Genomic DNA, 23,238 nt, shown 5'->3' with positions numbered 1-23,238 from the left:
GCCAGTAAGCCATGATCGCTCACTCTGAAGACAAGCCGAGCCGTCCCAAGCCGCAGTCGTTCACCGTTAAGGTGCTTCGGAAAAACGGCCCCGGCCAGCCAAGCTACTGGGCCTATTTTACGATTCCTTACGAACCAGAATTAAACGTCATCAGCGTGCTGCAAAAGATCGCAGCGCGCGGCCAGGAAGATGGGGGCAAAAAATGCTCGCCGGTTTGCTGGGACTGCAATTGTCTGGAAGAAGTCTGCGGCGCTTGCACGATGGTGATCAACGGCAAAGTGCGTCAAAGCTGTTCGGCGTTGATTGACGTCCTGCTGGACGAACATGGCTCGACGCTTGAGCTGCGTCCGATGACCAAGTTCCCGGTTGTCCGCGACCTCATGGTTGATCGTAGCCGCATGTTTCAGGCCTTGAAAAAGGTCAAAGCCTGGGTGCCGGTCGACGGTTACTACGATCTGGGACCGGGACCCAAGCAATCGATGGCCGCCCAGGAAGCTTCGTACCCGCTGTCGGAATGTATGACCTGCGGCTGCTGTGTCGAAGCTTGCCCGCAGTACTCGAAGATCGAACTCGACCAACAGTCAGGTGAATCCGTCGAAGCTTTCCAAGAGCGCAAAGCAGAAGCGTACGACGAGAATTTTGTCGGCCCGCAGGCAATCAGCCAAGTGGTTCTGTTCAACATGAATCCGACTGGCCACATGAACAAGCGTGAGCGGATGGACGCGATCACCGATGAAGGTGGCGTTCAGGTTTGCGGTAACGCCCAAAACTGCGTCGCCGTCTGTCCAAAGCATATCCCGCTGACCCGCAGCATCGCCAAAGTCGGCCGCGACGCGACGTTCCACACGCTAAAGAAGTGGTTTGATTGGTCGTAAAAGGCTAAAAGCTCAAAACGGTAACACGCCAGCCCGAGGCAGTGCAAGTTTTGGGGTTGCGCTATTCGGCCAAAAAAGAATGGAACGCGGCAAAGCCACGGATGAAGAACGGAAAAACGCGGTAGGAATCCATGACACGTCCCCAGTGTCTTAAGCCCAACGCGGCAGTCCTAAAATAGCCCAGGGCGCTCGTCGCACAGGGACGGAGCCCTGGGTGCATAAGACATACAAAAATGGTGACGTTTGAGCCGGCAGTCACCCTTCTTCAATCCAACGTCAGCATCACGTTGGTGGACGACTACCCGGGGCTGCGTCGCCTGCGGCGAACTGCCCCCGGGCTCTTTTAGAACAGCCCGTTGGGCTTAAGTCACTGGGGGCAACTTTTATGATTTTCCGACCGTGTTCTATTCTTCATGAATCGCCAAATAGCGCAACTTAAAAAGGCGCAAGCCGAGGGTATGCGTTTAGAAAACCGAAAGCGCCAAGCCCCGCTTTGCAGATCTTGCACTGATGCTCGCGTGTTCGACGAAGTTCGGCGCCGCGATTGCTTTTTCGGCGACTTTGCTGGATTCCATCTTCCTGGAGGACGGCCACCAAAGCCTGGCGAGCGAGTATCCATGCGCGGTCTCTACTTGATAGCGAAACCTCCCCAAGACAATTGAAAAGTGGGTTCTGTCGCAGCGGAAGCAGCATGGACAAAGCTGGAGTCCGACGGCGCCTTCCATCGACTAGATACAGAGTGAAATTTGCCGAGGTCAACGAAGCAATTGGCAATTCGCTTCCCATTGGTCACAGGTCGTTACAAAAATGATATCGGCGACAGGCGAACTAAGAGGAAGGGCTTGAAGATCGAAATCGGGAGGATGGAGGTTTCGGATCTTTTCGGGTGGAGAGTCAGGCGCGGAGATTGTCGCTACCCTCTTTTCTGGTAGAGAGACAGCTGAACGGTCGCCAGCAACGTTGGCAACATGACCGTGACTAGCGCCGTGCAGGATGCGTAATTCCAGGATGTGGTGAGCCAACCGGCCAGACTGCAAGCCGCGACCAGCGCCGCGAGTAGGCCGCCGACGGCGGTAATGCCGATCAGGCAGCGCATGAGATCGCGAGGCCAGCCGTAATCGCACTCGCAATACTTCGCGAGTGTTGGGATCGGCGCTGCGATCCCTAGCGCCAGCATAAACAGCGGCCAAGCGTCTAACGAGATCTTGCCGAGCAAAGCGAACACTGCCGCGACGAATGGTATTGTTGACAGCAACGTCAGCAGAACGACCACATCCGCAATCCGTTTTTGCAGCGGCAGCAGAAGGTGCTTTCCCTCTCGATCATAAGAGAGTAGCCATAATGCAGCCGGTTCAATGGTGAAACTAGCTAGGGCAGGAGGAAAAAAGAGCAGCAGCGGCAGTTCCAGTAGGATCGCGTTTCTCGGAGGGGGCAAATAGAGAAACAAAGAGACGCACACCAAGGTGATCGTCGCGATGATGGCGTACATGATGACTGCGAAATCCGACAGCGTCTGCAGTCGGAAGCCGTTCGCCCAGCGGTACCACGGAAACCGCTGGATTCGACACTCCGTTAACCCCGACTGGGCCCAAAAGAGATGCGGATTGAGTCGTAGCGCCTCGCGAAAGGCCGCGGCGGCGGCAGTAAGCTCTTCTCTCCGCAAGAGCGTAAAACCGAACGCTGTATGAACCATTGGCTCTTCCGGAGCCAGTCGTAGCGCAATTCGCACCGTTTGGTATGCCGCGGGATAGTCCGAAGACTCAACCTGTGAACGCAGCTTTTCGACGATGCAGGGGACGCTCTCGGCTGATATTTCGAGCCCGTGTTGCGCTGCACTAATCGCGGCGACAAATTTTCCCTGGTAACGCAGCGTTCTGGCCAGCAGCGCTTGGTAGGGTGCGTAGGGCGGGCTGATTTTCAGTGCTTGCCTGGCTGCCGCTTCCGCTTCCGCAAATTGCAGGCACTTGATCAGATAGATCGCATGAATTTGGTGGACATAGTCGCTATCGGGCGAAAGCTGCAGCGCCTGACGAATGTGCGATTCCCCTTCGTCGGACAGTCCACACTTCGCCAGGCACCAACCGAGCGCAGCATGCGCTTTGGCATGATCCGGCGACTCGGCCAACACGGCGCGATAGACGTCGGCGGCCAGGTCGAAGCGCTTCTGGTCCAACAACAAATCGGCCCGCTGTATCAAGTCGTGCGTCATACGGCTCGCGTCCAAATTACATCAGAGACGTTGTCGCTCAATCTGCTTCAACTAGTGACGTACCCGCACGGTCCCCAAATAGTTCAACGCAAACTGCGACAGCAGCCCGCCGATGCACAAGAGATAAAACGGCCCCATCAACGCGTTATAGATCGTGACCATTGTATCCACCGGCACAAACATGCCGGTGACGGCGCCTGCGACACAGAGAAAACTGCCTAGTCCTAAGACTGCTGCAATCGCGATTGTTACGTTCCGCGGCCACCCTTCGTCGCAGCCGTAAATACGGGAGAGCGACGGCAGCAGGATGCCGAACGAGGCAGAGACAATCAGCGTCGGTAGCCACGCTTCGGTTCCTTCCAGTCGCATCGCAGCAAACGGATAGAGCGCCAGCCCCGAAAAGACGCCCAGCAGGCAGAGGCCGATCATGTTGGAGGTTCGAATCTGTTCGGTCGACAGAGCTAAGCGGCCAAAGCGATTTAAACGCAGCATCAAATCCAAGAGCGGGCTCGCGATCCAAGTCATCACCGCAAACGCGATATACAGCACCAGTAGCGGATTGACGTATGGCGCTAACTGCGGATTATTTTCGGCAAACGTCCAAACCATCCGATAGCCGACGTAACCGCCGATCAAAATCATCCACTGGGTGCGGCCCGACAGACGATTCATCCACAGGAAATATTTCAGCAGCCACGCGTAAAGCGTATTGCGCGATTTTAGTCCTTCAATCAAACCGATACGGGCCATTTCTAGGTCTGGTTCTAGACGCAACGCTTCGCCGAAGTGCTGGATCGCTTCTTCGCGTTTGCCTTGTTGCAGCAACGACCAACCAAGATTCGCGTGTGAATAGCCGTTGTCTGGATCGCGCTCCATCGCGGCTCGTAGCGACGCGTTCGCGTCGTCGGTTTTCCCTTGCTGCCGCAGCGCCAGGGCTCGCAAGTTTAGGCACTCGACATCTTCCGCATCTAGCCGCAAACCAAGCTCGGTGATCTCTTGCGCCTTGCTCCACTGCTTGAGCATGATCAGACCGCGGGCAAAGGACGCGTAATAGGCAGGCGCAGCCGGCTCGATTTCGACAGCGCGTCGGGCCGCTTCCAGGCCTTCCTCAGGGCGATTCCGCTCATAAAGAATACTCGCATGAATGTGATGCACCAGCGCCGCGTCCGGCGCCAATTGCAGCGCCTCGCCGATGTGCGTGGTCGCTTGGTCATATTGCTTCTGCTCGTTATAGCAGGCCGCCAGCAAGGCGTGAGCAAGCGGATTATTGGGCTGAGTGGAGAGCGCCGACTGCAGCGATTCGGCCGCTTTGTCAAAACGCGCTTGCTGCATCAACAATCGGGCATGTTCAATCTGCGCTTGACTCATCAACGTCACTTCGTATGGAGGCGAGAAGGAGAGAGGGAATAGTCGTGAGGAAAATCAAAGTTTCATGTACTTAAGAATGTCGTCGTAGACGCCACCCTGGTTCGAGAAGACGGCATAGTTTTTCGCCGTGGCGAACCACTCTTTGGTCGACTGATTCACTTTTTTCGCCGCCGTTTGCAGGTCGGCGGTCGTTAGCGGCAATGGAACGCCGGTTCGCATCGCTTCGGTCAGCTTTGCTTCTACCGCTAGGTCGACGACTGCTTTTAAATCGGCGCCTGAGAAGCCTTCGGTCGACTTGGCGATCTTCGTTGTATCGATATCCTTTTGCGGCTTGCCGCGCAGTTGCACTTGCAGCACATCGGATCGGGCCGGCGCATCCGGCGGCGGGACAAAAATCAGGCGATCAAACCGTCCCGGACGCCGAAACGCCGGATCGATATGCCAAGGGGCATTGGTCGCCGCGAGGATCACGACTCCTTCGTTGTTAGAATCGACGCCATCCAGCTCTGACAGAAATTGATTGATGATCTGTCGCGCAGCGCCGCTAGCCATATCGCTGCGACGTGCGCCGAGTGCGTCGACCTCGTCAAAGAAGAGAACGCAAGGAGCGTTGCGGCGAGCCTGCTCGAAGATCGCGTGCAGGTTACGCTCGCTTTGGCCGATCCACATTTCTAAGACGTCGTTGATGCCGATCGACAAGAACGAGGCGTTGATCTCTCCGGCTGTCGCCCGCGCAAGATAAGTTTTGCCGCAGCCAGGCGGTCCGTACATCAGGATGCCCCCGCCCACTTTTTTGCCGTAGGCGGCGAACATCTCGGCCTGCTCAAGCGGGTAGATCGCTTTCATGCGGATGTCTTCCTTGACGCTCGCCATGCCGCCAACATCGGCAAATTTGATCTTCGGCCGCTCTGGCGCATCCACCTCTTCCAGATCGGGCGAAGCGTCGGTGAATTCGCGCACGCGTCCTTCGCTCACCTCCGAGTCTTGCCAGACGGCGCCAACGCCCAATTGGGCCGATAGTTGCTCGTCTTCGACATCGGGATCGGTTTCGATCGCTTCTTTGTAATGGGCCACAGCGCTGCGAACTTCACCATCGGATAGCAGCAATCGCGCCAACACCACACGCGCTGCCGGCGAAGCTTCGCCGCGCTGGACAAGTTCTTCCAGAATGACCAACGCATGACTTGCTTTGGCCGAACGTACATAGTGCTGAGCGAGCGCAAGTTTGACGGCGGCGTTCTGCGGCTCGTAAGTTAGCGCCTCTTTCAGCTCGGTCTCGACTTCGGCGCTTCGCCCCAGATCGGCTAGCGTTTGCGCCAAATGAAGTCGCAGCGGAATGTTGTTGGGAGAGACTTCCAAAGCCGCACGCAGTGCGGCGACAGTATCGTTTGACATTCAGGCCATACTCCAGCGGGAGGAAAGGAGACCTCCAATATACGGTATGCGGCCGCAGTTTTTAACTCACCTTGTAGACTTGACATGTCGTAAGGTTGCGATATATTGATATTATGGGAAGCAGGCAGTGCGGAAAGTCGGCGAGCATCGTCGCCGCTCCCGTTTGCCGAGCAGCCAGTTTTACACTTCTCTGTGAAGGAGATTCCGCCATGTCCGACATCACCACTATTTCGCCGGTCCAATTGATCGAACGCGAGAAGTCGGGCCATCCGATTGAACTGATTGACGTTCGTACGCCGGTCGAGTTTCGCGAGGTTCACGCTGCGCAGGCTCGCAATACGCCGCTCGATTCGCTGGACGTGGCCGACATTATGAAGACGCGCCAGCAAGCGGCGGATCAGCCGCTGTACGTCATCTGCCGCAGCGGCAAACGGGCTGAGCAGGCCTGCCAAAAGTTTGTCGCCGCCGGCTTCACCAATGTGGTGAACGTCGAAGGGGGAACGATGGCCTGGGAAGCGGCCAAGCTGCCGGTTGTGCGCGGCCAGAAGATGATGTCGCTAGAGCGTCAGGTACGCATCGCGGCTGGCTCGCTAGTGCTGCTGGGCGCTGTGCTGGGATTGGCGGTTCACCCGTGGTTTATCGGTCTGTCGGCATTCGTTGGCGCCGGGCTGATCTTCGCCGGCGTGACCGATACTTGCGGCATGGGAATGATGCTCGCCCGGATGCCGTGGAATCAGGTGAAAGATGGAGCGTCAGGCAGTTGTCGCGTGGCGTGATTCGGATGCTTCGTAATGGGCTGTGAGAAATCTCTGGCTCGGCGGGGTGATCTTGGCATAATGGGATGCGTCGCCGTTGGCCGCGATCTGCCTGTTCTCGCTTCCGTTGTCTGAATCCGCAATGATCCAAGTAAGGTTCGCCGCTCTGTTGCTCTTGCTGTCAACCATTGGGTGTTCGTGCAATCGTACGACGTTTCCGAGTTCGTTGAACGCCGGGAAGGTGGTGATTGTAGAACGGCATGAGGAAAAGTTCGCCTTTCCGCTGGCACTGCAGCATCAGGGAAAAACTTGGACGCGGATCGGCGAAAGTCGCGGCAAGCCAAGTGAAGGCGTGATTTTCGAGTACACGCTGGGCGATCCCAATCAGGTTCTTAAGTATTTCCAGGGTTGCTCTCGTTGTGAAATAGAGTGGTGCATCGACGTCTGGCGTCGAGATGGTTTGCGTGATCCATGGGTGAAGGATGGGATCTCGATTGCCGTTGACACAGAGTCTGGGACGGCTCTGGAACTGACTCACGAGAGAAGTCTCGACACATTTGGTCCGTGTCGCAACTTTTATCCCGATGGTTCTCTACGCGGGGAAAAGCACTGTGGACCGAACATGACGACGACTGGCCCTGCCAAGGGCTATTTTACCTCAGGCGCCGTTTTCTGGTCGGGCGTCTATGAAGAGCCCGATAGTTTGAGCATGGAAAGCGTGGCGTTCTATGACGAGCAAGGGTCCGAGATCGAAGGATTAACGTTTAGCGATAAAGAATTGCGTTACAAGCAATGGTTAGAACTCACCACGCCGAGAATCGATACGCGACCGTAGTCGAGGTGACGGCACAAAAAAAAGCTGCTCGCCTGACAGAGACGAGCAGCTTTGAATTATACGGTAGCTAAAAATCGTTGACTTAGATCTGCGGATCTTCTTCAAACGATTCCAGCTTGGTCGGGAAGAACAACTCGCGAACGGCGATTAGCAGGCGTTGTTCGATCGGCGAGTGACCGGCGTTGATTCCTTTTTGAACCAGCGTGGCCAACAGCGCCTGACCTTCGGGCCAGCGAACGCTCATTACTTTGCTGCAATCTTCCAGCAGTTGATAGATGCGAGCTCGGGTGACGCCCAGCATGCGAGCTTGCATGCGAACGCTTTGCGGCTTGCCTCCCAGGCCGAGACGTCCGACCGCAAGGTCAAAGACAGTGTCGCCTGCGTCCAGTTTGATTTGCTTCAGCAGTGCGTCAGCGATGTAAGCGCGGACGTCATCTTCGGAAGGCTGATTGTCGTCGACCAGCTTGTCGAGAACGAAGCGTTCGACAACCGGCACAAAGTTGGGCTGCAACTTCAGGGCGAACTGATCTTGCGGTTTCACGTTCTCGAGCATCTGGTGGATGCGGAAGAAGACTTCCAAGACCACGCGAACTCGTTTTTCGCCATGCGTTTTCAGACGACGGATCTCGGCGACGGTGTAGTCGAGATAGAAGCTGAGCGGCGTGTTCCAGATCACGGTCGGCACTTCGGCCAGCGAAGAGGCCAAACGGCCGAGCTTCTCGTGCTGCAAGTTATGAATCCGAACCGATTCGCGCCACTTGGCCCACAGCAGTTCAGAAACAAGCGTGTGGTCAAACTGACCATCCGGCGTGCAAGGCATGCCGAGGATTTCGTCCCCTTGGGACGCGGGAGCTTGCTCTTGGGCGCCATACGGCGTTGAATGGGGTTCTTCCTTCGTGGCGCGATGCAGAAGGCGAACCAGTGAGCTGATTTTCTTCTGGCCAATGCCAGGAGTCGCTGAGAGCTCTTCAAACGGGGTTGCTAGCAGGTCGCCCAGCGAACGGCCGAGAAAAGCAAGCGGCAAGCGGCGATCGTTTGGCAGCGCCCAATAGGCGAGCGGCTTTTCGAGACGATCCGAGAATTTGTTTTCATCCAGCAGCGTTCGCTTCACTTCATCGAAGCTGCTGATTAGTTGATAATCTTCAGCCGATGCGACCTTGGTCACTCGCATCATAATAATCTGCTCCTCTTAAAGCGCGGTTCTGTTCCGAGTAGCACGATTCTCAAGTATAGGTCGATATTGAGACTCGACCGGCTGCCTGGGAAATGTGCAGTGCCTACTGCTTTGTCTGCAAAGTATTAATTAATCTTCGCTAAATCAAAGAAGTTGTCCAGTGATTTCCATTCTCATGATCATGAATTTTTGCCACCGCCTCTTCCGTTGGTAGCTCATGAATTGTTCAGAATGTGTTAATGCTTCCCGGTTTCCGCAATCGCGGTAACTTAAAAAACATTAATAACCACCCAGTAGCTGTCTGTTTAATTCTCCATCTGCTTTTCAGAGATGTCAAGTTAAATTGAATTGACGAATCGAAAAATGAATTCGTTTGCGTGTCGAGCAGTTACGAACTTGACTCCCCAATTGAGACCAATAATATCTCGTTAAGGCAATCTCTTGTCCGTAAGTTCACTATCTAAGCAGTCGATGCAGGCAACCAAATCAACCTTCTGCGTCATTGGCGCAGGGCCGTCTGGATTGACGGTCTTGAAAAATCTTTTGCAAATGGGCGTCCCTTGTCACGCGCTGGAACGCGAAAACGAGGTCGGAGGAAACTGGAACTTTGGCAAAACTGCTAGCAGCGTCTATCAATCGACGCATCTGATCTCCTCCAAGCGGATGACTGCTTATGACGAATTCCCCATGCCTGAGTCGTTTTCGTCCTACCCGAGCCATCAAGAGGTGCAGCAGTATTTGTGCAGTTATGCGCGCGAATTTGATCTTTATTCGCATATTGAATTTGGAACTACGGTAAGCCACATCGCGCCTGTCGGACAGGACGCTTGGGAAGTCCAGGTCGCTGACGAGGAAACGCCTCGTCAATATGCTGGGGTCATCATTGCCAACGGCCATCACTGGGATCCGTTAACGCCTCAAATCCCTGGCAATTTTTCGGGCGAAGCAATACATGCGCGGCAGTATAAGTCAAGCGAGCAACTCCGAGGGAAACGCGTCCTAGTGGTCGGTGCAGGCAATACCGGCTGCGACATTGCCGTCGAAGCGGCGATTCACGCTGATCAAGCTGCGATCAGCATGCGTCGCGGATATCACTTTTTGCCCAAATTCATTCGGGGTAAGCCTGCCGACGTGATCGGCGATCGCTTGCGATCATGGCCGCTGCCAAAATCATGGAAGCGCTGGATTGCACGGCAAGTTGTCGCGTTTGTCGTCGGTCGCCCTGAGAAGTACGGACTTCCCCGGCCGGATCATGACATCTTTGCGACCCATCCGATCATCAACTCGCAGCTGCCCTATTTCGCCGGACATGGTCGTGTGCAGGTCTTTGGCGACGTCAAACAGTTTGACGAGGGTGATGTTGTCTTTGCCGATGATCGTCGCCAAGCGTTTGACCTAGTGATCTTTGCGACCGGCTACAAGCTATCGTTTCCGTTTGTCGATCTAAATCAGTTGAACGTTCAAGAGGGATCGCCGCGGCTCTTTTTGCACGCATTTCATCCCGATCGAGACAATTTGTTTGTCGCCGGCATGATTCAACCCAATAGCGGACAATGGCCGTTGACCGAATTACAGGCCAAGATCATCGCCCGATTTATCGCGGCGCAAACGAATCAGCCGCAAGTCGCCGCTTGGTTTCGCGCTCTGAAGCACTCCAGCGGAGTCGGCTTGTCCACAAGCGACGAATTCATCGCTTCGCCCCGTCATCGACTCGAAGTCGACTATTACGACTACCGCAAGAGACTGCGGAATATCTTGCAGCGCATGGACAGGGTGAAGCCGCTGGTGCGGAAATGATGAATATCGAAACCCGAATGTCGAATGCAATCGAATCGCAACGCCAGCCCGAGTGCGCCGATTGAAGTTGGGCTATTTCGGACCGATTGAACACTAGCCCGCAGCGCGAGCGAGGGAATGCGGCTGGCTACTTCAATCCGGGTTAGAATCGCCAAGCGGATTCCCTCGCTCGCGCTGCGGGCTAGTGTGAACGTTTTCGATATTCGTCTCTTTAGAAATCAATCACCAGCTCATCTTCCGCCAGGATCGTTTGGGGAAAGATCTTTTGGGCGATTTCTAATCCGATCGGGTCGTTGATGTTGTCCAGAGGATTGACGTGGGTTAGCACTAAGCGACCGACGCCTGCGGCTTGGGCGACTTGAGCGACCGGCGTGACGCAACTGTGACCGGTCACCGCGGCGAAGTCTTCAAGACCGTCAGGAAAATAACATTCGTGCAACAACAGATCAACGCCGCGGATCTTGTCGACGTAATCCGCGTCGAGCGCGGCGGTCGTGTCAGTGACATAGGCCATAGACTGGTTGGCGAAGTCCAAGCGATAGCCAACGCTGCCGCCGGGGTGTTTTAAGGGAAACCAACTCAATCGCCCGCCGCCGCTCAGCGGGACATCGCCTGTGAGCGGAATGAAATCACACGGAGGCGCCACCGGAAACAGTAGCGGCGATAGCAAGTGTTGCTGAATCGCATCGATTTTGTCTTGCTCGGCATGAACGCAAGCGGTCGTCTCTTTTTGATGGAGCGTATCAAACAGAAACGTCACGCCAAACACATGATCAAGATGCGCATGGGAAAGAAATATATCGAGCTGCGGCGTAGCGATCCGACTACGAACGCGATGGAAACCGGTCCCGGCATCCAGCACCACGCCGATCTGGGGCAACATAAAACAGGCAGTTTGTCGCGTTTGGCTGGGGTGATAGCCAGAAACGCCGAGACAGTGAAGTTGCATGACCCAACAGCAAATCAAGGAGCGAACAGCAGGCCGGCGGCTAATCGCCGCAGATAACACATCTATCGTAGAAGATGCGGCCGCATGTTGCGACGCCTTTCTCTGGGGCCAGCCCACAAAGAAGGCCAGCGCAAAAGAAAAAGCCGCCGCGACATAGCCCGAAGGTTACGCCGCGACGACTGCTGCTAGGTATTGGTAATTGGTCGTCGGTTTAGCGGCGACGTTTGGAGCTTAGTTCAAATTTGAACTCGTTAGGACCGTCGGCGGTGACGTCTGCGGTCAAGATGCTACGTTGGTTGTAGATGGGTGGGACGATAACTCGTTGAAGTGGTTTGCGACCTTCAGCAACCCACTTCATCATTGCTTCTTCATCATCAGCCGCAATTCCACCGTCATCCGTTGACTGAATTTCGATTCGATGGCTGCCGACAATTGGAGCATACGCGCCTTCCGACGTGAATTTGCCATCAATAATCGTTGCAAACGCTTTCGGGCCTATCGTGTTATTACTCGGAACGAAGTAGACAACGCCTTCCACAAGCGGCTTGCCGTCATAGGTCACAACACCGCTTACATTCGCGCGATCATACACATCGTCTTGCTTGGCGCACCCAATCCATAGGAATGCCGACGATGCGATGAAAATCCCACAGTGGAGAAGACTAGTATTCACTAATAACCTCCCCACCGCCGCGAGTTGCAAGAGCGTCGAGAGTTCCCGCATCGATCGTGTCGGCGATAAAATGCACGGAACCATCAACGAACGTAAACTGCGAACCGCCTGGGTGCTCACTACGGAACGAGTGTCGCCAGTTGCCGTCATAGATTCCGTCGTCCGCCTTGTCCTTCGGGTTGTATGCGAACTCGGTGGTAAAGGCCATCGAAAGCGAGTAGGGATTGGACCAATATGTAAATGAATATCGCGACTGACCATTGCAAGCACCTGAAGTAAACTTGTAGTCAGGCAGGTTATAAGCTGATTCGCCAACCAGCAAAGTGTTGCTCGTTCCGTCCGTGACATCCCGAAAGGCGGTCTTCCCCGTCAAAGACTTGGCGTAGACGATCGCACCGTTTAACGCTTGATCTTGGACCGCATAGGAACTTGCTGCTTCGGAACCGACATTGACGGCGTAGTGCCCTTCCGCTCGTCCTGCATCGCAGCTACCGCCAACTTCACGTCGCTGAGCGGCGGACGGGCACATAAACGCTTCAATTTTCTGTCCCGTGACTGCTTGGTTGTAAGTGCTGGAGTTAGTTTGAGTCGGATCATACAGTTGATAGGCGGCCGATTGCTCTAAGTATGGCAAAATCGCGCAAAAGTAACTCCCGCCGCTAAGTTCGGTGGAAGAAACTCCTCCGGATACCGTGGCGCCATATTCGACTGTCGGAAATTGCCGACCGGTGTCATGGTAGTTGTGCGTCGCCAGGCCGATCTGCTTTAAGTTGTTGGTGCAAGACATCCGCCGCGCCGCTTCGCGGGCCTGTTGCACAGCCGGCAACAACAACGCGATCAGCACGCCGATAATCGCGATCACCACCAACAACTCGACTAATGTGAAACCTTGACGACGCATGGTCGGCTCTCCTCTTAGAACTTGCCCTAGCAGGGACAGTGGGGGGGATTTCGCAACGCGAAACGGTTGTCGACCGTGTGGGCTGGCGGGAGAGCTGGCGAACGGCTGGCAGATATTTGCGAGAAAACTCGGAAGAACGCGTTGCGAGCGAAACTGATATCGAGTATCAATATCGCTGTAGGGAGTTTAGCCGCTTGTCGGCGGCATTGTCAACGACCGACTTTAAAAAACTTCCCCTCCGCCGATTTTCACCACGATTTGCCTATGTCCAGCGACAGCTCACCAGCCCCGGAAGACAAACAAGCCGCGGCTAATCAGGCTCTGCCCAGCACCGCCGGTCCTAATTCCAAAATCGTCGACTCGATTGAATTGATGGACGGCGCCAACGAAATTTTGATCTCCCACAAAGGCGCCTTCTATCGGTTGCGCGAGACTCGCAGCGGCAAGCTGATTTTGCAAAAGTAGTGGGTTGCGCGGCGCGGCCCTCCACTCCCAACCCATCTCCCTACGGTCCGTTTTCTCTTGGTTCGGTGGCGTGCTAAGCTATGCGTAGCCCCCATTTCCCGACTTTCCAGGAGTTCGCCGCGTGAGCGAAGATACGTTTCAGCTGTTGGCTGCGCTCTCGCGTGGTGAGACCGGCGCTGCTGAGAAGCTGTTGCCGATGGTCTATACCGAGCTGAAGGGAATCGCCGCGCGGCAAATGCAGCGCGAGCGAGCCGATCATACGCTGCAGCCGACCGCATTGGTTCACGAAGCCTATCTAAAGCTGATCGATCAAAGCCGCGTCCAGTGGCAAGGCCGGACCCACTTTTGCGCCATCGCCGCCAACATCATGCGGCGAATATTGGTTGACCATGCCCGCGGCCGCAACGCCGCCAAACGGGGCGCTGGCGCTCAGAAGATCGCCATCGACGAAAATCTGACCCCTGAAGCTTCGCCACGCGAAGTCGATCTGGTCGCACTGGACGACGCGCTGGAGCAGTTGGCCGAACTCAATCCTCGGCACGCGCGCATTGTCGAGCTGCGTTATTTTGGCGGACTAACCGTCGAAGAAACCGCCGCCACCCTCGACATCTCGGCATCGACCGTCAAAAACGATTGGCGCGCCGCAAAGGCGTGGCTGCTGACTCAGTTGGAAGCAGAGTAGCCACGTAAGCCCGAGGCGCAAGCCAAAGGAATCTGTGCGCTGTCCCTGAGGTTTGCAAAATTGCCCATGACGCCGGAAGACTATCAACAAGCGTGTGAAGCGTTTGAGCAGGCGAGCCAACTGCCGTTGGCCGAACGCAGCAGTTGGTTGGCTGCGCGGTTTGCTGCTCGGACTGACTTGCAACAGCAGGTCGCGGCGATGCTTGCTCAGGCCGATGATAGCCGGCTAGATCACTCGCCACTCGACGCGGTATTGACGCCGGATAGTCCGACGATCGGCTTGGACACGTCGAACTGGCGGCCTGTACAGCCGGATCAAATTCAAATCAGTGGCTATGAAATCGAAGCCGAAATTGCCCGCGGCGGCATGGGCGTAGTCTATCGCGCTCGCCAGCAAAACCCTAGTCGGACGGTTGCGCTGAAAATGATCCTCGCCGGGCAATTTGCCTCGAACGACGAAGTTGCGAGGTTTCGAACCGAAGCGGAAGCGGCCGCCAACTTGAGCCATCCCGGCATCGTGCCAATTTATGAGGTCGGCAGTCACCAAGGACGGCATTATTTTTCGATGGGCTACGTCGCTGGTCAAAGCTTGGCAGTTGCGATGAAGTCGCGCTCGTTTGAACCTGACGAAGCGGCTGACCTAGTCCGACAAATCGCCGAAGCGATCGAGTACGCGCATCAACATGGGGTGATTCACCGTGATCTCAAGCCGTCGAACGTGCTGCTGGATGAAGAAGGGCGACCTCAAGTGACTGATTTTGGCTTAGCCAAACGGGTCGGCGAAGAGGCGAACCTGACTTGCACCGGTCAAATCATGGGAAGCCCCGGTTATATGGCGCCGGAGCAAGCGACTGGCCATGCGCATCAAGTGGGGACGGCGACCGACGTGTATGGGCTAGGAGCAATTCTGTATGCGCTGCTGACCGGCAAGCCGCCATTTGAGAGCGCCAACTTGCTTCACGCGATTGACTTGGTTTGTTCGTCCGACGTCGTGCCGCCGCGCAAGCACAATCGGCAAATCCCGCGGAAGCTAGAAACCATCTGTTTGAAGTGCTTGCACAAAACGCCAGGCGCTCGGTATCGAACGGCCGCCGATCTCGCAGCCGACTTGCGCGCCTATCTGCTCAACGAGCCGATTCAGGCGCATCCCTTATCTACCTTCAAACGGGTTGTCTTTTGGGCGCGGCGTCGCCCCGGCTTGGCGATTGCTTGGTCGGCGATGTTGCTCTTTTACGCCTATCATTTGTTTTGCGTGTGGATTGTCCGCGACCCGGTGTCGTCGACTCCTTTATTTCAAGGAATCGCGACCGCAACCGCCGTGGGGTATGCAAGCGGCGCATGGTTTTTCCAGCGGAGGTATGAGAAGCCGCGCTACCGGACCACGACGATCTATTTGTGGATGACAATGAACGTCGTGCTGCTGACGATGCTGCTGTTTTCGACCAACGGCGCGAACAGTCCCCTCGTGCTGGGATATTTACTGTTAGTGGCCGCAAGTGGGGCGCTCTATCAAACCGGTCTCGTCGGTTATGTCACTTCGATCGCACTGTTGGGCTATTACATCCACGTCTGCTTTGCCCTCTTTTTTCCGACGGGGCCGCCGTTTGATCTGCACTGGACGATTTGCTTGACGCTTTCGATCTTGCTGTTGGGAATGATCCAGTACTTTGTGGTGCGCAAGATTCGTCTGGTCAACGGCTGAGCAGCGCTATAGGCTAGAAGTCAGCCGCAAGGTTCGGATTCGATCAGAAATGTAGGCCACGGCTCATTGAAGAATGGAGCCCGCTGAACAGCGGTCATCCACATCATCAACGCATAAGCAGCGCTATCCGCTGACGCAAAGCGAGTGAGCATAATCGCTACTGCCGGCGCGAAAGACGCCGCGTGTTAAATTCTGGCGAAACGCCGCTTTCATTTTCTATTTTGTGAACTACGCAGCGTCGATAAAATAAGCCGGAAGTCGCGACGGCGCACCCCACATCCGCCCGGCTCCTCCTTCCCTAGCATCTTGTTCAGGAGCGCCCTCATGCAAAACGTACTCTCCGTCATCTTGGCTGGCGGTAAAGGGTCGCGATTGGAACCGCTGACGCGCGATCGCGCAAAACCGGCGGTTCCCTTTGGCGGCGTCTATCGCATTGTTGACTTCGCGCTCTCCAACTGTTTGAACAGTGGGTTGCGACATATTCAGTTGCTGACGCAGTACAAAGGTCAAAGTCTCGATCGGCACGCCAACACCGGCTGGCAGCGTTACTTCTGCCGCGAGTTGGGCGAGTTTATCGACGTCATCCCACCGCAACAGCGCATTGATGAGCAGTGGTATCAAGGTACTGCCGACGCGGTTTACCAAAACATCTACGCGATGGAGAAGCATCGCCCTGACTATGTGATGATCCTCGCCGGCGACCACATCTACAAGATGAACTACGCGTCGATGATCGACTATCACATCGAAAACGGCGCCGACCTAACAATCGGAGCGCTCCGCGTTTCGACCGAAGAAGCCAAATCGTTTGGCGTGATGCAGGTCGACACCGATCAGCGAATTATCGGTTTTGAAGAAAAGTCGCAGACGCCGAAAACGATTCCCGGCGATTCAGAGCATTGCTTGGCGTCGATGGGCATTTACGTCTTCAACACGCACTTTTTGTTTGAGCAGCTTTGCCAGGATGCGACCCGTCGCGATAGCGTCCATGACTTTGGCAAGAACATCATTCCCTCGATCATCGACAAGCAACGTGTCTTCGCTTTTCCGTTCCGAGACGAGAACCGCAAGCAAGACGCCTATTGGCGTGACGTAGGTACGCTAGACGCTTACTTTGAAGCGAACATGGACCTGGTTCACGTTGATCCGCAGTTGAACTTGTACGATCAGGATTGGCCGCTCCGAACCTATCAGCCCAACGTCCCCCCGCCGAAGTTTGTCTTCGCCGGCACGGCTGACGAAGGTCGACGCGGCTGTGCGCTCGACAGCATCGTCTGCGGCGGCTCGATCATCTCGGGCGGCGAAGTCGAACGCAGCATCATCGGCGCCAATGTACGCGTCAACAGCTTCGCGCATGTTGAAGACTCGATCTTGTTTGAGGGGGTCAACATCGGCCGCCATACGCGGATCCGTCGGGCGATTATCGATAAGGGGGTTCAGATCCCCGCCGGGACAGAAATCGGTTTTGATCTAGATATGGATCGACGTCGCGGCTTTACGATCAGCTCTGGCGGAGTGGTGGTGATCGCCAAAGGAGACGCCGTCGAAAGCATGGTCCGCGCCGAACGAGCACAAGCCATCGCCTAACCGGCCAACATAACCAAACCCAGGGCGACGAACCCTCCCTCCTCGTCGTCCAGCAGGAATAGGCGCGCAAGCGTCTATTCCATTTTTTGTTTCGAATCCAAGCGAACGCTAGACGGCACGGGGCGAAAATCTGAAAACTATTTGCCGAAGCAGGGAGTCGCTAGTTAGTGGATTGTACGCAGCGAAACCCAGTAAAATTGTTGGGCGAGCGAGGCGCAGCGTGGGCGCGATACCAGACCATCGCTTCGCTGACGCCATCTTGCTCAGATGACAACCAGCTGCCGCCGCGGATAACTCGTTCTTCTCCTTCAACCGGGCCGACCGGATCTACGAGATCGGCCAGTTGATAGGCGTCTTCGGCGTAGTAATCGCTGCACCATTCGGCGGCGTTGCCTGCCATGTCGTAAAGTCCAAATCCATTGGCGGCAAACTTGCCCACCGGTGCGACTTCGGCATAGCCATCGCTTGCGGCGTCGGCAAACGGGAATCGCCCTTGCCAGACGTTGCCAATTTTTCCTTCCGCATCCTGAGCTGGATAGTGACTGACGCTTTGACCGCCGCGAGCTGCAAATTCCCATTCGGCTTCGGTCGGCAAGCGTTGGCCGGCCCACTCGGCGTAGGCGCGGGCGTCATACCACGAAACCTGCAGCACGGGATAATCTTCCCGACCGATGATCGTGCTGCCGGGGCCGGTGGGATGTCTCCACTGGGCGCCATCTACGATCGACGCTTCGCCGGTCTTGGAATCGAACACCCACGATCGCCCGCGACGTTCAGCGTCGGTCAGATATTGAGTCGCTTCGACAAACGCAGCGAACTGGGCGTTGGTCGTTTCGTATTGAGCGATCCGCAGCGGCGATATGTTTACTTGAACGACCGGCTGTGTTTCGAGCGGTCCGTTGGGCTTGCCCAACAGAAAGAGCCCACCGCTGAGCGAGATCATTCCATCGTCGTCAGTTTCAGGAGCAGCTGCTGCTGCGATCGGCGACTCGGATGGTGCAGTGCCGGAGAGGCCGGCGATGCTAAGCGCAGGGAAGCCTCCTTCTGGCGGAAAGAAATAGCCGCCGACGCCCAGGCTCAGGATTACCAGACCGAGAATTGGCAACAGGTACGAGCGGCGCGGCTTACTCGGCGGTTTGCCGGCTGCCAGCTGTCGCATGTAGTGCAGCCTTTGGGTTGATCGGGTCACGACGGCCTCCTTGCCGCATCGACAATTCGCGATTAGCTATGCTTTTGTTTCATCCGGCGGCTGTACGCTTCTAGTTTGCGCTTCTCGTCGACGGTCAGGCTCCCTATTCCTTCGTCCCGGATTTTATCGAGGATCCGCTCCGCTTCATCATTGGAGTCGAGGTACGGATCATCAGTGGGGGGCGAATGGACTTTCAATTTCGGTTTTCGCTTCATCGACTTGCGAAGTCGCTCAGGAAGGCCGCCCAAAGTGAGCCAACTTAAATTCCAGCCGCCATAGAAATAGGCCAAGCCAAAGGCGGCGCCAGCCAAATGCACGGTGAACGCAACAAGACTTTGCCCCGGTGCGAATGCGCCAAACACATTGAACGCGATGATCACCACGCCCAACAGCCAAGCCGGAACGGGGAAGAGCAAATTGACATAAATCGTGACGCGGGGGAAGTTGCAGATGAACAAGATCAAAACCGTCGTCACCGCTCCTGAGGCGCCGACAACTGTGCCGCCGCTGCCGGCCGCCAAACAAGCGGCCGACCAGAAAACTCCGCCAAAGATGACGCTGATTAGATAGAACCGCAAAAACTCGGCGCTGCCGTATCGCTCTTCAATCTGACGGCCGAACATCCACAACACAAACATGTTGCCGATAATATGAAAAATGTCGCTTTGGCTATGCAAAAAGCCGTAGGTCAGAAACTGAAACCAGAGCAGTGGGTGGAGCAGCGTGTCAGAATGTAGCGCAGCATAGTTCCCCAGCTGACTCCCAAAAGCGAGCCAGTCCACGAAAAAGACAATCACATTGATAATCACCAACGTGTTGACGACCGACCGCCCGCTCGAACTGAAAGAGAGAGAGCGCGGTTCGTCTTGATAATACTCGCGGTCGTAGATTCCCATATTCCGTAACGCAGTTCGGCCGCTGGAGGTTGCATCGCCGGCCTAATCGATATCACCGGCCGCACCAATAACATCTTAGGCGCCAAGTCGCTCTAAGTGCAGTCCAGTTTAGCACGTTGCTACGGCATGGGCGCAGATCGCTAATCGCCGACGCCTAACGTGACCGGAATGTCAACATTCTTTCCTTCCCGCAAAACGCTCAAAGTGACAACTTCCCCAGGATTTTTTCGCTCAATAGCGGTCAGCAGGTCATCGGCTGATTGGACGGCGGCGCCGTCAACTGCGGTAATTACGTCGGCTTTGCTGCGATCGACGCGAGTTTCCTCAAATATATAGGGGCCTCGGCGGACTTGTTCACGAACCAATTGGAACCCTCGCAGCCCTGCTTTTTCGGCCGATCCCCCTTGAGCGAGCGACGCGATCCCCAGCCCTTCATCCGTCAAATAAACGCGCGTCACGCCCAAATCGGGCCGCGTTACTTTGCCATCGGCGATCAATTGCGGAGCCACTCGACGAATCGTCCCCACCGGAATCGCGAATCCTACGCCGGTGTTCTGGCCGGTACGGCTGGCGATCGCCGTATTCATCCCGATCAAGCGGCCGTTGCTATCAAACAGCGGGCCCCCCGAATTCCCCCGATTTAGCGCGGCGTCGATCTGAATGATCGCTTTCATCGTTCGACCGCTCCGAGAAGGGAGTAAACGATTCAAGCTAGAAATAATCCCGATGGTCATCGTCCGTTCCAGCCCAAACGGGTTACCGATGGCGAACGCTTTTTGTCCAACCCGCAGATTCGCAGAATCCCCCAGTTCAACAGGAACCAGTAGATCGGCAGGCACATCAATTTTGAGCACCGCGATATCATTGACTGGATCTTGCCCCACCAGTTGGGCGGGATAGGTCTCGGCATTGAAGAGGGTGACGTCGATCTCCGTAGCCCCTTCGATCACATGATAGTTGGTCAGCACGTGCCCTTGCTTGTCGAGCACTGAGCCCGATCCAGAGCCTTCGGCCGGCGATTCGTTGGTCAGTAGCCCAAACACCGTATCGCGCTGCACGCTACGCGTCATGATGTGGCAGGCGCTGCGATTGCCCTTTTCATAAACATAGATATTGCGTTCTTCGTCAGGCGTCAGCCCTAGCTCACTGGTCGACGGTCGCAGTTGTTGCAGCGGTCGAGCGTCGCTGATACGCGGTTCTGTTGTCGAACGCCAAGCGTTGGCCGTTGGCGCGACAGGTTGCTGGGCGAAGGTCGCTTGGCTAATCGCCCAAGCCAGCACGCAGCAGATGAGCGAGCCGGCGGAAAAACAGTTTTTCGGCATAAGGCTGACTCCCAACAGAGAGTAGAGATAACAGTGACGGAATTGCAAACGACACCACTGACGTGTCCCAGATAGTACGAACTTTCGGCTTGAACGGTTCAAGGATTGCTAGCTGCAATTTATGGAAATCAACCTGTTTATGCTAAGCGATCCTTGGCCCGATGCAACGTCAGCGCCATCAGGGCTGAATGCGTGCCGAGACGCGCTACTTCGGGATCGTCCTCACTGGGGGTCATCATCTGATAGCTGCCGTCAGACTGCATGAGCCAGGCCTGTCGTCGGTCTTTCAAGCAAATGTCGAGGATCTCCCATAAGCGTTCTTTCAAATGGCGTGACTCGACTGGGACGATCGCTTCGACGCGCTTGGTCAAGTTGCGAGACATCCAGTCCGCCGAGCCGATGTAGAACTCGCCGTCGAGCGGACTTTCGGCGCCATTGGCGAAGTAATAGATCCGCGAATGTTCCAAAAACCGGCCGACGATTGAACGGAGTCGCATGTTGTCGGTGACCCCTTCAACGCCGGGGCGCAAGCAGGCGAAACCGCGGACGATCAGTTCGACTTGCACGCCTGCTTGCGAGGCTTCGGTGATTGCGCGGCACAACTCGGGGTCTTCCATCGCATTGAACTTGGCGACGATCAGCGAAGGGAGGCCCTTCTGATGATTGTCGATTTCTCGCTGCACCATCTGCAAAAACTTCTCGCGCATGTTGATCGGCGCGACCAGCAGTTTGTCGAACGTAGGCGAACGAGAACGTCCTGTCAGCATGTGAAACAGATTCACCACATCATTACAGATGACCGGATCACAGGTGAACAGTCCGACGTCGGTATAAACGCGCGCCGTTTTGACGTGATAGTTGCCGGTGCCGATATGCGCATAGCAGCGCAGCCCGTCGGCTTCTTTGCGGACGACAAGGGCAATCTTGGTATGCGTTTTCAGCCCTAATACGCCGTAGACGACATGCGCGCCGATTTTCTCCAGTTCTTTGGCCCAGTGCAGATTACGCTCTTCGTCAAACCGCGCCTTCAGTTCGATTAAGCAGGCGACCTGCTTGCCTGATTCGGCCGCTTGAATCAACGAACGGACGAACGGCGTGTCGTCACCGACGCGGTACACCGTCATTTTGATCGCGACCACTTTGGGGTCCCGCGCGGCGCGGCGAATAAAGTTTTCGACCGTTGCGTCAAAGCTGTCGTAGGGATGATGAACCAGCATGTCGCCTGCTTTGATGACCGAAAAAATATCGGCCTCGTCGTCCAGCAACGCGTTAGGAATCACCGGGTTCCACGGTTCATCACGCAACGCTTTGATGTCGAGACCGGCGATCGGCAGCAGCCCCGAGTAGTCTAGTTCTGACGGCAATTCGTAAACGTCATCTTCGGTCAACTCAAATTGACGCATCAGCAATCCGCGGACCCAAGGGTTGGGATCGCTTTCGATCTCCAACCGGACGACCGGCTGAAACTTGCGTTGCCGCAGTTCTTCGGCGACGACCGTTCGCAGGCTTTCCATGTCGTCATCGTCGTCCAATTCGACTTCGGCGTTTCGCGTAATCCGAAACGAGGTTGAATCGACAATTGTCATTCCGGGAAACAGCATTCCGGCATTGTGATGAATCAGATCTTTCAGCCCGAGATAGTGCCACTTTGTCTTGTCTTCGTCTTCGAGGGCGATCCACTGCGGCATGATGTTCGGCACTTTGACCCGCGCGAACAGGTTTTCTTCGGAGTCTGGTACGCGGAGCACAAAGCCGAGCGAGATCGACAAGTTGGACATGTAAGGGAAAGGGTGCCCTGGATCGAGTGCTAGCGGCGTCAGCGCCGGATAGACGTTTCGCGTGAAGAACTCGTGTGCTCTTGTTTTTTGCGAGTCGGTCAGGTCTTCCCATTGCAGCAAGTGAATCCCATTTTCGGCCAGCTGCGGCAGGATGGCGTTGTCATACGCTTCTCCTTGCTGCGCATACATTTCGTCAACGGCCTGACGCAGCGATTGCAAGTGCAGTTCGGTCGCCGGCGCGCCGATCGAATGCGATAATTCGGCCCGCTTGCGAGTGCGCAGCAAGGCCAATCGTTTCATGAAGAACTCGTCCAGGTTCGACGTGAAGATCGCCAAAAACTTGACCCGCTCCAACAGCGGCGTGCGGTCATCCAGCGCTTGCTGCAATACGCGACGGTTAAATTCGAGCCAGCTCAGATCTCGGTCGAACCAGGCGTCACGCCAAGTTTTGGGTTCATCTGCGACGGGGAATTCCGGTCGATCGAGCATTGCAAATCTCTGAGACGGCAAAACGTAAAACAAAACTTCTTCAAGCTGAATCCTACACGTTCTAGGGGGAACATCAACCGAGCCGGGGCAATCTTAACCATCGGCCAATACTTCCCAGCGATAGCAACCCGGATTGGGCTTGGGGGAACGACCGCATTGCTGCTAAAAACAGAACTCCCGACGCCCCTTTGTACACCC

General features: G+C 55.7%; 19 protein-coding genes. 8 read left to right on the top strand and 11 right to left on the bottom strand.

Features of this window, described 5'->3' with window-relative positions; all coding sequences use genetic code 11:
• Positions 1-11: 11 nt before the first annotated feature.
• Positions 12-875, top strand: a complete 864-nt coding sequence (gene sdhB / locus SH421x_RS25845) for a succinate dehydrogenase iron-sulfur subunit (protein WP_488852905.1) — start codon at positions 12-14, stop codon at positions 873-875.
• 913 nt (positions 876-1,788) lie between these two features.
• Here the strand turns inward: sdhB and SH421x_RS25840 are convergent.
• The 3 genes from SH421x_RS25840 to SH421x_RS25830 are packed head-to-tail and all read right to left on the bottom strand — an operon-like array spanning position 1,789 to position 5,847.
• A complete protein-coding gene (locus SH421x_RS25840) occupies positions 1,789-3,084 on the bottom strand; it encodes a tetratricopeptide repeat protein (protein WP_488852904.1) in 1,296 nt (431 codons plus the stop codon).
• A gap of 51 nt (positions 3,085-3,135) precedes the next feature.
• Entirely contained in the window at positions 3,136-4,452 is a 1,317-nt protein-coding gene (locus tag SH421x_RS25835; protein WP_488852903.1) for a tetratricopeptide repeat protein, read from the bottom strand.
• Positions 4,453-4,506: 54 nt separating this feature from the next.
• Complete coding sequence (locus SH421x_RS25830) at positions 4,507-5,847, bottom strand: AAA family ATPase (RefSeq protein WP_488852902.1); 1,341 nt, start codon at positions 5,845-5,847, stop codon at positions 4,507-4,509.
• Positions 5,848-6,056: 209 nt separating this feature from the next.
• Between SH421x_RS25830 and SH421x_RS25825 the strand changes: the two genes are divergently transcribed.
• Positions 6,057-6,623, top strand: a complete 567-nt coding sequence (locus SH421x_RS25825; protein WP_488852901.1) for a rhodanese-like domain-containing protein — start codon at positions 6,057-6,059, stop codon at positions 6,621-6,623.
• Between the two features lie 205 nt (positions 6,624-6,828).
• Positions 6,829-7,437 carry a hypothetical protein gene (locus tag SH421x_RS25820; protein WP_488852900.1) on the top strand — a complete coding sequence of 203 codons (609 nt, stop codon included), beginning with the start codon at positions 6,829-6,831 and terminating at the stop codon, positions 7,435-7,437.
• Between the two features lie 82 nt (positions 7,438-7,519).
• On the opposite strand, the gene SH421x_RS25815 is transcribed toward SH421x_RS25820, so the two are convergent.
• Positions 7,520-8,611, bottom strand: a complete 1,092-nt coding sequence (locus SH421x_RS25815; protein WP_488852899.1) for a hypothetical protein — start codon at positions 8,609-8,611, stop codon at positions 7,520-7,522.
• 471 nt (positions 8,612-9,082) lie between these two features.
• On the opposite strand from SH421x_RS25815, the gene SH421x_RS25810 reads away from it, so the two are divergent.
• Positions 9,083-10,408, top strand: coding sequence for a flavin-containing monooxygenase (locus tag SH421x_RS25810; RefSeq protein ID WP_488852898.1), 1,326 nt, complete (start codon positions 9,083-9,085; stop codon positions 10,406-10,408).
• A gap of 211 nt (positions 10,409-10,619) precedes the next feature.
• Here the strand turns inward: SH421x_RS25810 and SH421x_RS25805 are convergent, their stop codons facing one another.
• The 3 genes from SH421x_RS25805 to SH421x_RS25795 form a co-directional block, all read right to left on the bottom strand.
• On the bottom strand, positions 10,620-11,357 hold the full coding sequence (locus SH421x_RS25805) for an MBL fold metallo-hydrolase (RefSeq protein WP_488852897.1): 738 nt from the start codon (positions 11,355-11,357) through the stop codon (positions 10,620-10,622).
• Positions 11,358-11,568: 211 nt separating this feature from the next.
• Complete coding sequence (locus SH421x_RS25800) at positions 11,569-12,030, bottom strand: hypothetical protein (RefSeq protein ID WP_488852896.1); 462 nt, start codon at positions 12,028-12,030, stop codon at positions 11,569-11,571.
• On the bottom strand, positions 12,020-12,931 hold the full coding sequence (locus tag SH421x_RS25795) for a DUF1559 family PulG-like putative transporter (RefSeq protein WP_488852895.1): 912 nt from the start codon (positions 12,929-12,931) through the stop codon (positions 12,020-12,022). The genes SH421x_RS25800 and SH421x_RS25795 overlap by 11 nt, the downstream gene beginning before the upstream one ends.
• Before the next feature lie 264 nt (positions 12,932-13,195).
• On the opposite strand from SH421x_RS25795, the gene hemP reads away from it, so the two are divergent.
• From hemP to glgC, 4 genes are all read left to right on the top strand, one after another.
• Complete coding sequence (gene hemP / locus SH421x_RS25790; protein WP_488852894.1) at positions 13,196-13,396, top strand: hemin uptake protein HemP; 201 nt, start codon at positions 13,196-13,198, stop codon at positions 13,394-13,396.
• A 121-nt stretch (positions 13,397-13,517) separates the two neighbouring features.
• Positions 13,518-14,078, top strand: coding sequence for a sigma-70 family RNA polymerase sigma factor (locus tag SH421x_RS25785; protein WP_488852893.1), 561 nt, complete (start codon positions 13,518-13,520; stop codon positions 14,076-14,078).
• Between the two features lie 66 nt (positions 14,079-14,144).
• Positions 14,145-15,779 (top strand): serine/threonine-protein kinase, encoded by a 1,635-nt coding sequence (locus SH421x_RS25780; RefSeq protein WP_488852892.1) that lies wholly within the window; start codon positions 14,145-14,147, stop codon positions 15,777-15,779.
• Between the two features lie 324 nt (positions 15,780-16,103).
• The gene (glgC, locus tag SH421x_RS25775) at positions 16,104-17,366 is read left to right on the top strand and encodes a glucose-1-phosphate adenylyltransferase (protein WP_488852891.1); all 1,263 of its coding nucleotides are present in this window, start codon (positions 16,104-16,106) and stop codon (positions 17,364-17,366) included.
• A gap of 160 nt (positions 17,367-17,526) precedes the next feature.
• Here glgC and SH421x_RS25770 read toward each other — a convergent pair whose 3' ends face one another.
• The 4 genes from SH421x_RS25770 to ppk1 all read right to left on the bottom strand — a co-directional run bounded on the left by SH421x_RS25770 (position 17,527) and on the right by ppk1 (position 23,040).
• Positions 17,527-18,555, bottom strand: a complete 1,029-nt coding sequence (locus SH421x_RS25770; RefSeq protein ID WP_488852890.1) for a formylglycine-generating enzyme family protein — start codon at positions 18,553-18,555, stop codon at positions 17,527-17,529.
• A gap of 32 nt (positions 18,556-18,587) precedes the next feature.
• Entirely contained in the window at positions 18,588-19,451 is an 864-nt protein-coding gene (locus SH421x_RS25765; protein WP_488852889.1) for a rhomboid family intramembrane serine protease, read from the bottom strand.
• Positions 19,452-19,591: 140 nt separating this feature from the next.
• Positions 19,592-20,773 (bottom strand): S1C family serine protease, encoded by a 1,182-nt coding sequence (locus SH421x_RS25760; protein WP_488852888.1) that lies wholly within the window; start codon positions 20,771-20,773, stop codon positions 19,592-19,594.
• 137 nt (positions 20,774-20,910) lie between these two features.
• Entirely contained in the window at positions 20,911-23,040 is a 2,130-nt protein-coding gene (gene ppk1, locus SH421x_RS25755; protein WP_488852887.1) for a polyphosphate kinase 1, read from the bottom strand.
• Between the last annotated feature and the right edge of the window lie 198 nt (positions 23,041-23,238).

This window comes from Blastopirellula sp. SH421, from assembly GCF_057808535.1.
The sequence above is the reverse complement of the archived record's forward strand: the minus strand, read 5'-3'. Positions and strand labels throughout refer to the sequence as shown.